Annotated in this window: 13 protein-coding genes; 7 read left to right on the forward strand and 6 right to left on the reverse strand. The window is 63.2% G+C overall.

Going from position 1 to position 12,574, the window contains the following annotated elements:
* Positions 1–138 precede the first annotated feature (138 nt).
* Positions 139–384 carry a hypothetical protein gene (locus ACY69P_RS07825; RefSeq protein WP_404845517.1) on the forward strand — a complete coding sequence of 82 codons (246 nt, stop codon included), beginning with the start codon at positions 139–141 and terminating at the stop codon, positions 382–384.
* Between the two features lie 14 nt (positions 385–398).
* On the forward strand, positions 399–1,391 hold the full coding sequence (locus ACY69P_RS07830) for a glycosyltransferase family 4 protein (protein WP_462327079.1): 993 nt from the start codon (positions 399–401) through the stop codon (positions 1,389–1,391).
* 89 nt (positions 1,392–1,480) lie between these two features.
* On the opposite strand, the gene ACY69P_RS07835 is transcribed toward ACY69P_RS07830, so the two are convergent.
* The 5 genes from ACY69P_RS07835 to ACY69P_RS07855 form a co-directional block, all read right to left on the reverse strand.
* On the reverse strand, positions 1,481–2,554 hold the full coding sequence (locus ACY69P_RS07835) for a glycosyltransferase family 4 protein (protein ID WP_462327080.1): 1,074 nt from the start codon (positions 2,552–2,554) through the stop codon (positions 1,481–1,483).
* A 3-nt stretch (positions 2,555–2,557) separates the two neighbouring features.
* Entirely contained in the window at positions 2,558–3,646 is a 1,089-nt protein-coding gene (locus tag ACY69P_RS07840) for a glycosyltransferase family 9 protein (RefSeq protein ID WP_462327081.1), read from the reverse strand.
* On the reverse strand, positions 3,643–4,713 hold the full coding sequence (locus tag ACY69P_RS07845) for a glycosyltransferase (protein ID WP_462327082.1): 1,071 nt from the start codon (positions 4,711–4,713) through the stop codon (positions 3,643–3,645). Before ACY69P_RS07845 ends, ACY69P_RS07840 begins: the two co-directional genes overlap by 4 nt.
* Before the next feature lie 189 nt (positions 4,714–4,902).
* On the reverse strand, positions 4,903–5,796 hold the full coding sequence (locus tag ACY69P_RS07850) for a DMT family transporter (RefSeq protein WP_462327087.1): 894 nt from the start codon (positions 5,794–5,796) through the stop codon (positions 4,903–4,905).
* Between the two features lie 222 nt (positions 5,797–6,018).
* Positions 6,019–6,693: an LOG family protein gene (locus tag ACY69P_RS07855; RefSeq protein WP_404845523.1), complete on the reverse strand. Its 675-nt coding sequence runs from the start codon at positions 6,691–6,693 to the stop codon at positions 6,019–6,021.
* A 155-nt stretch (positions 6,694–6,848) separates the two neighbouring features.
* On the opposite strand from ACY69P_RS07855, the gene ACY69P_RS07860 reads away from it, so the two are divergent.
* The 4 genes from ACY69P_RS07860 to miaA are packed head-to-tail and all read left to right on the forward strand — an operon-like array spanning position 6,849 to position 10,491.
* Positions 6,849–8,456: an MBL fold metallo-hydrolase RNA specificity domain-containing protein gene (locus ACY69P_RS07860; RefSeq protein WP_462327083.1), complete on the forward strand. Its 1,608-nt coding sequence runs from the start codon at positions 6,849–6,851 to the stop codon at positions 8,454–8,456.
* 3 nt (positions 8,457–8,459) lie between these two features.
* Complete coding sequence (rsmD, locus tag ACY69P_RS07865; protein WP_404845525.1) at positions 8,460–9,023, forward strand: 16S rRNA (guanine(966)-N(2))-methyltransferase RsmD; 564 nt, start codon at positions 8,460–8,462, stop codon at positions 9,021–9,023.
* Complete coding sequence (gene coaD / locus ACY69P_RS07870; protein WP_404845526.1) at positions 9,008–9,562, forward strand: pantetheine-phosphate adenylyltransferase; 555 nt, start codon at positions 9,008–9,010, stop codon at positions 9,560–9,562. The genes rsmD and coaD overlap by 16 nt, the downstream gene beginning before the upstream one ends.
* A gap of 17 nt (positions 9,563–9,579) precedes the next feature.
* On the forward strand, positions 9,580–10,491 hold the full coding sequence (gene miaA, locus ACY69P_RS07875) for a tRNA (adenosine(37)-N6)-dimethylallyltransferase MiaA (RefSeq protein ID WP_462327084.1): 912 nt from the start codon (positions 9,580–9,582) through the stop codon (positions 10,489–10,491).
* Between the two features lie 159 nt (positions 10,492–10,650).
* Here the strand turns inward: miaA and sixA are convergent, their stop codons facing one another.
* Entirely contained in the window at positions 10,651–11,157 is a 507-nt protein-coding gene (gene sixA, locus ACY69P_RS07880) for a phosphohistidine phosphatase SixA (RefSeq protein WP_462327085.1), read from the reverse strand.
* Positions 11,158–11,513: 356 nt separating this feature from the next.
* Between sixA and ACY69P_RS07885 the strand changes: the two genes are divergently transcribed.
* On the forward strand, positions 11,514–12,574 hold a 1,061-nt coding region (locus ACY69P_RS07885), incomplete at its 3' end, for an N-acetylmuramoyl-L-alanine amidase family protein (protein ID WP_462327086.1).

Raw genomic sequence — 12,574 nt, forward strand, 5'->3', positions numbered from 1 at the left:
CCTCATTGAGGAGAGCGCATCCGGCACGCGCCTGCGTCCGGGCAAGCTGGGCGATCTTGCGCCCACCATCCTGTCCCTGTGGGGCGCGGATGTGCCGGAGGCCATGACGGGTGAGAATCTGGTGGAGGAAGCATAACAATGGATGAGCGGAACAAAAAACCGCTTGAGCCCGTACGCCCGCGCGGCGTGGAGCTGATATATTTCTACCCCTGCCCCTTTTGCGATCACGATGTCCCTCTTGTTGCGCCTGTGCAGGCCGGACGGGTGCGGTGCGAGGCCTGCGGCCAGCGCTTCCCCATCCTGCCCGTGGATGAGCGCACGCAACGGTTCGTGAAGATTATGACCCATATGGGCCGTGCGGGAATCAACCCGGACTTCCTGTAGCGGCGGGGCGGACCATGCCAAATGTCCTGTGTTTGACCCCGTGCGGGGCAACACATCCCAGTGTTCGGCTGCGGCTCTTTCCCTTTATTGAGGAAGCAAAGGCCCGCGGCGGTGATATCCAGTGGCTCCAGTGCCCGGATGCCGCGCTGAAGCGCTTGGCGTTTTGCGCGCGATTGCCTCGGGTGCGGACCATTGTCCTGCACCGGATGCTGCCCTCGCCCATGGAACTGCGCGTGTTGCGTTCGCGCTGTCAGCGCCTTGTGGTGGACCTTGATGAAGCCTTGTGGACGGCGCACCCCTCGCAGGGAGATATTGCGCCCAAGCAGGCCGACGGACGCCTGCGGCGACTGCTGAAAACCTGCGCCGCGGCCAAGCTGGTCATCGCAGGGACGCCCTTTCTTGCCGAAACGGTGGAAGGAGTGTCGTCCTCGTGCCTGATGCTGCCCACCCCGGTGGATACATCCGTCTACGTGCCCCCGGCGAAGCGTCAGCGCCGAGGCCGCCCGGTTGTGGGCTGGATGGGCACCACACGCAATCAGTACACCTTGCCGGACCTGTTTACGGATTTGACGCCCGCCGCGCCGCTGGTGCGCGTGCTGGTGGTCTCCGGCGATGAGTACGTGCCGCCGGAGGAGTTCGCCGGCGAATTCGCGCCGTGGAGCGAGGAGCGCGAGGTGGAGCTGCTCCAGAGTATGGACATTGGCCTGATGCCCATGCCGAACAGCGAATACACACGCGGCAAGTGTCCTGTGCGGCTTATGCAGTACATGGCCTGCGGCGTGGTGCCTGTGGCGTCGGACGTGGGCTTTAACCGCGACGTTATCACCCATGGACGCGACGGCTTTCTGGCCCAGACGCCGGACGACTTTGCGGAGTTTGTGGGCCTGCTGGCGCGGGAAAACGACCTGCGTAGCGAGATGGCCCAGCGCGCCCGTGAAAAGGTGCAGCGCCGCTTTGATACCGCCATCGCGTCCCGCGAGTTATGGCACGCCATGGATAATTTATAGCGCCGCATACACGGCGGCGCATGAAATGAAACCGGCCGCATCCACCTTGGTGGATGCGGCCGGTTTGTGTTTTTTGGGGGAGGGGCGCGCTAGCTGATGGCCGGGTAGCCGCGCCGCGTCAGCAGGCGGTTATAGACCTCAATGCTGCGCTCGACTTTCTTTTCCAGCGTATATTCGGCGGCGTGGCGCAGGCTGGCCTCGCCCCAGCGTTTGCGGGCGGTGTGGTCCTCGCAGATGCGGCGCAGGGCGCCAGCCAGCGGGTCCACCTTGGCCGGGGGCACCAGCAGGCCGTTGTCCGTTACAATTTCCGGTACGCCGCCCACGGCGGAAGCCACAATGGGCAGGCCAAAGCCGAACGCCTCAATGAGCACATTGGGCAGGCTTTCGGACAGGGACGGCAGGATGAAGGCGTCGAAAATTTGCAGGTAGTCCGCTACGTTTTCCACGCGTCCGGGCATGTGCAGGCGGCCATTCAGGCCAAGGGCCGTGCTTTTGTCCTTCCACAGCTTTTCCAGCACGCCAACGGCCACAAGGTGGGCGTCTACGCCGGACTGGGCGAAGGCCTTGAGCAGGTAGTCCATGCCTTTGACGGGCTTGTTGCCTGCCACGGTGCCCAGCACAAGGGCGTCCTCGGGGATGCCGAGGCTTTTGCGCATCTCCTGCGGGGAGATGGTGGCCGTGGTGCGCTTGTCGGGGACGCCGTTGTAGATGACCTCGATTTTGCGCTTGGGACAGCCCACGGTGCGCAGCACGCGGCCACAGGCCTTGGAGTTGACCACATAACAGTCCATACCCGGCGACCAGTAGGGCAGGGGATTGTTTGGGCGGTAGATGACGCCGCGGTAGCCCACGCAGACCACGCCACGCTTTTTCCACTTGAGGCTCCACCATGTGAGGTGTTTTTGAGCCTTGTTGTGGAAGGCGTGGGCAATGCAGGGCTCGCCTTCCGGCGGCAGGGCGGCTTCCACAAAGTCGCGCCACAGGGCGCGCTTTTCCGGCAGATTGCGCCAGCCAATGCGGTTGTCCAGCCCGGTGATTTGGGCATTGTGGGGGACGAAGAACGTCAGTTCGTGCCCACGGGCGATAAGGCCCTGCGCCAAGTACATAGCCTGACGCGTGCCGCCGGACAGCGACGAACTGGAGGTCATAAAGATGAAGCGCACGGTTTAGTTGTCTCCGCTGTATCGATTCACCCGCTTGATCAATTCCGGGAGCACCGTTTCCGGTGCAAGGTCGTGCAGACAGGCCGTGGTGCCGAGGGGGCAGGTGTTCTCGTTGCACGGCTGGCAGGACAGGCCTTTGGTGATGTGTTCATGCTCCGGCGCGGGGAAGGTCCATGCGCCGCTTGTGGAGCCAAGCACCACAAAAGTCGGCGTATCCACACCCACGGCGATGTGCCGGGGAGCGGAGCAGTTGCCGATGTGCAGTGTGGCGCTGGCGATAAGGGCGGCCATCTCGCGGATGGTGAACATGGCTTCCGGCAGGATGACGGCGTCCGTGCCCGCGGCGCGGGCTACGGCCTCGGCGTCGGGCTTTTCACCCGGTCCGTAGAAGAGCAGAAAGCGCAAGCGCTTGTCCTGCTGCGCGGCCAGCTTGCACAGGCGGCCGTATTGCTCGGCGGACCAGCGGCGGGTGGCGCGGCGGTGCGAGGGGTCCACGGTGATAAGGACGTGGTCCGAGGTGACGCCGTAGTCGTCGCGCAGGGTCGCCTTGGCCCATGCCATTTCGCCATGGGTCAGGTGTACGCGCGGGCGTTCGCCGTTCCATTCAATGCCAAGGGGGCGCAGCACGCTGGCCTTGGCCATGGCGGCATAGCCCTTGAGCATGGGGCTGTGGTGTGTGTAGAACAGGCGGTTGTACCACGGCGGCGTGTAGCTGAGGCGCACCTGCTTCTTGCCGCGCGGCGTAAAGAAGCGCGACAGGGCCACCACGTTGCGGATGCGCGGAAGCTGCTGAAAGTCCACAATGATGTCGAACCGCTCCCGCGCGACCTCAAGGTAGAACCCCACCTGTGTGGTCAGCTTGCTGTGGGCTTTTTTGTCGATGAGCCACAGGCGGTCAATGTCCGGGTTGCCGCGCAGGACGGCTTCGTTGACCTTCATGGTCAACATGTGGATTTCCGCGTGGGGAAACTTGTGCCGCAGCAGGCTTATGGCCGGGGTGGAGAGCACCACGTCCCCAATCTGCCGCAGCTGGCAGACCAGAATCTTTTCCACGGCGTCCGCGTCAAGGTCAATGGTGGGGACGGCGGTCATCGCAGCATCCCCCGCACCATCTCCACAAACTGCCGCGAGCGGCGTTCCAGAGAATGGTTGGCCTTGAACCACGACCACACCGTGCCGCGCAGGTCAAACAGCCCCTCGTTATCCAGCGAGATAAGGGACTGGAGGGCGTCGGCAAAGGCGTCGGGGCCTTTGTCCTTGGCGATGAGCGTGGAGGACAGCGCCGGGATGTCCGAGGGCCACGCCTCGCTGATGCCGCCCACGTTGCGGGCGACAGGGGCAAGGCCCTGCGACATGGCTTCCAGCAGGGTGTTGGGCAGGCCTTCGGAGAAGGAGGGCAGCACAAAGATGTCCGCCTTGCGCAGCACCTGCCGCACGTCCGCCACAAAGCCGTACCACGTGATTTCGTCCGTGAGGCCGAGGGAATCGCTGAGGGCGCGCAGTTCCTTTTCCGCACTGCCGGTTCCGGCAACGTGCAGGTGGAACGAACAGCCCCGGTCCTTGAGGAGCTTGAGGGCGTGCAGAAGCTCGGCGTGGCCTTTGTCCGGATTCAGCTGGCTGGTGACGGCAAGCTGGCGCGGGGTACGCACCACGGCCGGGGATTCCGGGGCCGGAATCTTGCCCGTGGGGATGACGGCGACGTCTTTGTCCGCGATAAAGGACATGCCGTCCACCAGTCCGTCCTTGATGTATTCACAGGGCACAAGGATGCGCGGCGTGATGAAGCGGTGGGTGTTGCGGACCTTTGGCGTGTCGCGCATATCGCGCGGCAGGCCGACCCTGTGGATGACAGGGATGCCGCACAGGCGCGCGGCAACGCCCGCGGTACGCAGGTCTTTGCCCACGTTCACCACCACCACGTCCACGGCATGCTGCGTGAAGTAGCGGACGAAGCGGTAGACCGTCAGCGGATTGTAGTCGAAGCCAAAGCTGATGGCGTGCGCATCCAGCCCGGCCTTTTGGGCCTTGTCCAGAAACGCGCCACGGCGGCAGAAAATGGCGGCTTTGTGCCCCATTTCCTCAAGCTGGGCGGCGAGGTCGAGAGTCCAAGCCTTAACGCCGCCGAAGCGGCGGGTGGCGTTGACGAAGACTATGTTCATTCGAGTATAAAACCCGTTTGCGTTGTGGCGTTTATGGCCGGATGGTGCGGCCTGTGTTCGTCTGGCGGGGCGCGGCGCGATGCTGGCGTCCCGCAGACCCGGCCTGTGGTATCAGAAACCACGCACGCGGACAACGCCGCGCGGGGCGCAATTCGTGCTGCGCAGTCTGCGCGCTGTGCTGTGGTGGCGCTACGCTGTGCGCGTGCGGCGCGGGCGGTACTGTTGCAGGGCAATGCCTGCCATGATGAACACCAGCCCAACAATGGTGGAGGAGCGGATTTCCTCGCCCACCAGCAGATGGATGAGCACGAGCGACAGAAATGGTGAAATGAAAATAAGATTGCCCACCTTGGCCGCGGAGGAGGTCAGCTTAAGCGCCCTTAGCCACAGCACGAAGGTGATGCCCATTTCAAACACGCCCACATAGGCCGCGCCCAAAATGCCGCGCACGTCGGCCACCACGGGCGAGCTCAGTGCCAGCGTCGCCGCCGTCACATACACGGTGCCAAAGAGGAAATTTGCCGTCAGTCCGGCCACGGGGTCGCGGCCGTCACGGGTGTTGTAAATCCAATACAGCGCCCAGACGATGGTGCTGCCAAGGGCTAGTGCCACGCCAAGCGGGTCGGAAAAGGTCATGTCCGTCAGCTTGCCGCGCGTACTGATGACCACCACGCCCGAATAGCTCACAAGGATGGCGGCAAGGTCCTTGAGGCTCAGGCGCTGGCCCAGCAGCGGAATGGACAGGAGCGCCAGCGTCACCGCCCACGTATAGTTGAGGGGCTGGGCTTCCTGCGCTGGGAGCAGGTCGTAGGCCTTAAATAAAATAACGTAGTAGAGGAACGGATTCAGCAGGCCGAACGCCGCCGAAACCGCCCACTCCCGCCGGGAAAAAGCCAGCAGCCTGCCAATGCCGCCCTGCGCGGCAAGCACGCCAAAAAGCGTGAGCGTGGAAAAGATGCAGGAGTAGAACAGCAGTTGCAGGTGGTCCATGTGCGCCAGCGACAGCTTGAATGCCGAGGCCACCGTGCTCCACAAAAGCACCGTCATGAGGCCGTAGGCGTAGGCCTTGCCTTGATTCGTCATCACGCGGCCCTCCGGCGCAGGGGAGCCAACGCGGTGTGGCGGAAAGGCAGGTGGGCACAAGGGATGGCGGTCGGCATGGCGGCGTCTCTATGGGCGTTTGGCGTGTGTGGCTGATTGGCGCGTGGTTGGAGCGGGCCGGGGCCAAAGCGGCCAGCCCTGCGCGAAATTCCGCATGGCGGCCCTGTGTGGACCGCCACGCGGGAGGATGTGCGAAATACGCCCTTATTCGGGCTTGGAGCCGTTTACGGCAACGTGGGAGGTGATAAAGTCCACCACCTCGTCCGGTGTGTCACATATGGTCATGAGTTCAAGGTCCTGTTCCTTGGCAAAGCCGCCCTCAACGAGGCGCGCCTTGAACCAATCCAGCAGGCCGTTCCAGTAGTCGGACTTGTACAGCACGATGGGGAAGCGCTTGATGCGCTGGGTCTGAATGAGGACAAGGGCCTCGGACAGCTCGTCCAGCGTGCCAAAGCCGCCGGGCATGGCGATGTAGGCCGACGCGTATTTGATGAACATGAGCTTGCGCACGAAGAAGTAGCGGAAGTCCACGCGGGTGGTGCAGTAGGGGTTGGCTCCTTGCTCCATGGGCAGCTGGATGTGCAGGCCAACGGACTCGCCGTCGGCTTCCTTTGCGCCCTTGTTGGCGGCTTCCATCAGGCCGGGGCCGCCGCCGGAAATGATGCTGTAGCCATGTTTGGCGAGCTTTCCCGAGAGTTCTACGGTATCTTGATAGAGCGGGTCGTCGTGCTTGATGCGCGCCGAGCCGAAGATGGAAATGCCGTTTTTGATATCGCTCATTGTGTCGAAGCCGTCTACGACCTCGGCCATGATGCGGAACAGTCGCCACGATTCGCGCATGGAAAGTTCGTCAATGAGGTATTGTCTTTGGTCAGTCACGTTAACTCCTTCAAATGACCGTTCTTTACATGACATGAGTGTGTCGGGTAACTCATGATGATGGCTCAAAGATGTGGATATATCGTTTCCCTTCGTTTTGAAACTAGAAATCATCCATGAATCTCCGCTAGGCGGAGACAACGCCGGGAGTACGCATGAAGGTTCAGTTCCTCGGGGCCGCGCAGACTGTTACGGGGTCGTGCCATATGATGGAGACCGCCGGCCACCGCTTTGCCGTGGATTGCGGCATGCATCAAGGCAACAAGGAAATCGACAAGCGCAACCTGAATACCGCCCCCTATGCCCCGCGCGATGTGGAGTTCTTTCTCATCACGCATGCGCATATTGACCACTCCGGCCTGCTGCCACGCATGGTTCGCGACGGCTTCTCCGGCACCATCTATTGCACGCCGCCCACCCGTGACCTTTTGGAGATTATGCTCCGCGACAGCGCGCACATTCAGCAGATGGAAGCCGAATGGAAAAGCCGCAAGCGCACCCGGCGCGGCGTTCAGACCGTAGACCCTCTGTATACCATGGCGCACGCGGAAAAGACACTCTCTCTGATCAAGACCGTGGAATACAACGAAACGTTTGCGCCGTTTCCCGAATTGTCCGTGCGCTACAGGGACGCGGGGCATATCCTTGGCTCTGCGTTTATTGAGCTGTGCGTCACCGAGGATGACGGCGAGTTCAAGGCTGTCTTTTCCGGCGACCTTGGCCGCCCGGACCAGCTGCTGGTCAAGGACCCGACCATCATTCAGGACGCGCATTATCTGTTCTTGGAGTCCACCTACGGCGACCGCAATCACAAGGATTCCAGCCAAAGCCGCGAGGAATTGGCCGAGGCCATCGCGTGGAGCTACAAGCACGGCGAAAAGGTCATCATCCCCGCCTTTGCCGTGGAGCGCACGCAGGAGGTGCTCTATACCCTCTACCTGCTGGAGAAGGACGGCAGGCTTCCATCGGATATGCCCGTGTATGTGGACAGTCCCATGGCTATCCGCGCGACGGAGGTCTTTCAAAAATATCCAAAGTATTATGACGAGGCCACCCGCGCCATCCTTGATGCCGGGGAGGACCCGCTCTCGCTCCCCAATCTGAAGCTGACGCCGGAGACCACGCAGTCTATGGCTATTAACCAGAGCGAAGGTCCGGCGGTGGTTATTTCCGCCAGCGGCATGTGCAACGCCGGGCGCATCAAGCACCATCTGCGCCACAATCTGTGGCGTCCGGGCGCGAGTGTTGTGTTCGTCGGCTTTCAGGGCAAGGGCACGCCGGGGCGTAAAATCGTTGACGGCGCGGAAAAGATTCGTATCCTCGGCGAGGAAATCGCCGTGCAGGCGAAGGTTTTTACCATTGGCGGCTTTTCCGCCCACGCGGGGCAGAGCCAAATTCTGGAGTGGCTGGAGCATTTCCGCACGCCGGAGATGAAGGTCTTCCTCGTGCACGGCGAGAATTCCGCCCAGAAGACGCTGGCGTCGCTCATTGAGGAGCGTTTTGGGCTGTCGGTGCACGTTCCCGGCTACTTGGAAACCTGCACCATGAAGCCCGGCCTGCCGCTGGAGGTGGAAGTGGACGAAGAGCGGGCGCATCCCAGCATCAACTGGGATTACCTGTTCTCGGACGCCGAATCCAAACTGCGCGACATGCGCGAGAGGCTGGGTACCATTCAGGAGAAATCATGGGTGGACCAGACGGACCTGCGCGACAGACTGCTTGCCATCAACAAGGAACTCATGGAGTTCATTTCGGAAGTGTAACGAATGCGAATCATTAGCGGAGAATTCAAGGGGCGCTCCATCCGCTCCGTGGAGGGGCCGGGGTACCGGCCCGCCACAGGCAAGGTGCGGGGCGCCATCTTTTCCATGCTGGAAGCGCGCGGCGTGGATTGGCAGGACCTGCGGGTTCTGGACCTGTTTGCGGGCAGTGGCTCGCTGGCGCTGGAGGCGCTCTCGCGCGGGGCGGAGTTTGCCATGCTTGTGGAGATGAACCGCAAGGCCGCCGCATGCATCAATGGCAACCTCAAGACCCTTGGCCTTGGCACAGGGCGCGCCAAGGTGCTGCCCAAGGACCTGTTTAAGGTGCTGGCGACTGCGCCGAATGCGCCGTTTGACCTCGTCTTCATCGACCCGCCCTACGGCAAGGATCTGCTCGTCCCCGCGCTGGAAAAGGCCCTGCGCAACCGGTGGATAGCAGACGACGCCTTTGTGCTGGCCGAGGTGGAAAGCGGTCTCGAACTGGACCCGGACACCGTAAGCCCCCGTCTGGAAACCGTGACGGACAGGCTCTACGGACAGACAAGGATAGTGGTATGGAAGAAGAACTGATGGAAGAAGAGGGCGTGAAAAAGGGCGAAGTTATCGCGGTATACCCCGGCACCTTTGACCCGCTCACCAACGGCCATGTCAGCCTCGTCAAGCGCGGGCTGACCATCTTTGACAAGGTGGTCGTCGCCGTGGCGCAGGATACGGGCAAGAATTCGCTCTTCACCTTGGAGGAGCGCGTGGAGATGGCGCAGGAGGTCTTTGCCGACAATCCGCGGGTGGAGGTGGAGAGCTTCTCCGGCCTGCTCGTGAACTATGTGCTCAAGCGCGGCGCCAGCGTGGTCCTTCGCGGCCTGCGCGCGGTGAGCGACTTTGAGTACGAGTTCCAGATGGCGCTCATGAACCGCCGCCTTGCCCGCAGCATCCAGACCGTGTTCCTGATGACGGACTACAAGTGGATGTACATCAGTTCGTCCATCATCCGGCAGGCCGCGTCCCTCGACGGCAATATTCAGGGGCTTATCCCCAACCTTATCGTTCCCCGCGTGTACAAGAAGTTTGCCGAAAAGGCGCGCGAGGAGAACGGACCATCAACTCTGTAACCACAGCTTCGGATTCCATGCCCACACCGCTTCTTTGCATTCCCGGCCCAACAGGCGCGGGCAAGACCAGCGCCGCCATTGCCGTGGCGCAGGCCCTTGACGGCGAGGTTATCAACTTCGACTCCCGTCAGGTGTACGAGGACTTTCCTATCATCACGGCCCAGCCCTCGCCAGAGGAGCGCGCCGCGTGCCCGCATTTGCTGTACGGCTTTTTGCCGACGCATGAAAAGCTGGGCGCGGCGGCCTATGCCGATATGGCCCTTGAAACCATTGCCGAGGTGCACTCGCGCGGCAAGCTGCCCATTATGGTGGGCGGAACGGGGCTGTACCTGCGGTCTCTTTTGCAGCCCCTTGCCCCGGTGCCGCCCATACCGGACGACATCCGCACCAGTGTGCAGGAGGACTGCGAAAAGCGCGGCCCCAACGCCCTGCACCGCGACCTTGCGGCGATGGACGCCGCGCTGGCAGAGCGCCTGCACCCTAACGACCGCCAGCGCATCATGCGCGGGATTGAGGTCTACAAAGCCACGGGCAAGCCGCTGTCCCAGTGGCATAAGGAAACGGCGGACACCCGCGATTTTGCGGCGCTGAAGCTGGGCGTCGGTGTGTCCCTGACGGAACTGACGCCGCGCCTCTACACGCGCATTGAGGCCATGCTGGAGATGGGCGCGCTGGACGAGGCCCGCCGCGCCATGGAGCGCAACGCGGACCCCAAGGCCGCTGGCTGGTCCGGCATTGGCTGCGCGGAACTCCACGCGTATCTGAGCGGCGACCTTGACCTTGAAGCCGCCAAGGCGCTGTGGGGCAAGAACACCCGCGCCTATGCCAAGCGCCAGCTGACGTGGTTCAACGCGGACAAGGACATCCAATGGTTCCGCCCCGGTCAGCACGAGGCCATGATAGAGCGCGTTACCGCGTTTTTTGCCTAGCCGGGCGTCTCCGGCGAAAGACAGAATAAACGGCGTCGGTCCTGAGGGATCGACGCCGTTTTTTGTGGGCGGAGAGGGGGGGGCGGTGCGGCGCACGAGTTGTGCGTGAGTTTTTCGGGACTTTTTTGTGCCCCGCCGCCACCGCAGGAAAAATTGGCGCTAGATGCGGCGGCGCACGCCCTTGGCCATCAGCGCGATGTGCTTGGGCGTCAGGCTAAAGATGAGCGTGCCGTGGCGGGCGCGGGGGCCGGGTATTTCAATACAGATGAGGCCGGAATTCTGTACGGCGACACGCTGGCGGTCGTCGCCGGTGATGAGCAGGCTGGCCAGCTTGGCGAGGTTGGGCATGTGTCCGGCGATGAGCACGGAGTGCGCGTCCACCAGTGAGTCAATGCGCTCCACGGTTTGGTGGGCGGGCGTCATGGCTTTGACGTCCGGCGTGGTCATGATGCTTTGTTCGGGAAAGCCCGTGGCGCGGGCTATAATCTCCGCCGTTTCGCGGGCGCGGAGCTTGGGGCTGGTGAGGATAGTATCAAAGGCGATGCCGAGTTCGGCGGCCACCAGCGCGGTTTTACTCACCTGTTCCACGCCGATGGGGCTGAGGGGTTCGTCGGGCGCGGCCTCTTTGGGCAGGTTCGCGCCGTGCTGCATGAGGTAGAGAAGCATCTAGGCCTCCTCGGCGGGCGGGCCGCCGGTGTTTTCTTCCATGTATCCAAATGATTGCACGGGGAAGTTGCGCTCCCGGCGCAACCGTGTTTTCATCAATGATTATCAGACGGTAGGGAGTCGGGCAACCGCCTGTGCATGAGGTGGATGTTTCACGGCGCGTTTGGCGGCGTTTTTCACGGTTTTTGCACGTGTCGTCGCAGGTGGGCGGCTTATGCCGCCTTCAGCGGCGCAGGCGCGGCGTGGCGCCGTCATGTGGCGGCGGACGGGCGCTTCATCCGGTAGCGGGGCGCTTTTTGGACAACCCACCGGAACCACTGACGCCTGCCGCGTCTGCGGCGGCACAGGGAGTGGGCATGGTGTTTGGCATTCGGCGTGGTCGAAGACAGCTTTTGCGCATGCTTGGCGTTATGGCCTGCGGCGCGGCGGTGACGCCGTGGCGCGCCATGGCGGCCGGGCCGGCGCTGGACCTTGGCCTTGCCGCGCAGCAGGCGCTGGATGCTGGCGAGGCTGGGCGCGCGGCGGAGCTGTTGACCCGGGCGGTGCGTCTGAATCCGGACGATGCATGGCTGTGGGGCCTCCTTGGCCGCGCCGAGTGGGCGCGGGAGCGGCGCGCCCCTGCGGCGCGCGCGTTTCGCCGCGCCCTTGGTCTGCGCCCGGACGACGCCTATTCCCGCATGATGCTCGACATGCTGGGCCAGCAGCCCCTTGCGGCGCCCCCTCCAGCGCCTCCGCGTGGGGAAACGCCCCTGGAACGCCGCGCCCGTGAGGAGCGCGAAGCCTATGCGGCGCAGCATGACGGTGACGCTCCGCCCGGCGGGGGATACCGCATCCGGCGCGTTGTGCTGGACCCCGGCCACGGCGGTTTTGACCCCGGCGCGGTGGGGCCGAAGGGTCTGCGTGAAAAGGACGTCAATCTGGCCGTCGCCCGCTACGCCGCGCAGGAACTCCGCCGCGTGGCCCCGCATTTGTCTGTGGCCCTGACACGCAGCGCGGATACGTATCTTCCTCTCTCCGCTCGCACCGCCGCGGCCAACCGCTTTGGCGCGGACCTTTTTCTCTCCTTGCACAGCAATGCCAGCACCCGCGCGGCGGCCCACGGCCTCGAAACATATTCCTGCTCCGAAACGGCCTCCAGCCGCGAGGCGCGGCGCCTCGCGGACTATGAAAACGCCGTGGTGCGCTTTGATGGTCCGGTGCCGCGCAGGGAGCAGTTTTTGGACCTTGAGGGCATTGTGTTTCGCTTTGAGCGGCGGCGGTATTGGCGCGTTGGCGCGCAGGTTGCCCAGCGCATGCAGGCGCGGCTGGCCGAGGGCTTACCCTTTGCCGACCGGGGCGCCCAGCACGCGGACTTTTATGTGCTGCGCAAGGCGCGGATGCCGTCGGTTCTGCTGGAGACGGGATTCCTCTCAAATCC

It is taken from the genome of Desulfobaculum sp. (assembly GCF_054921475.1).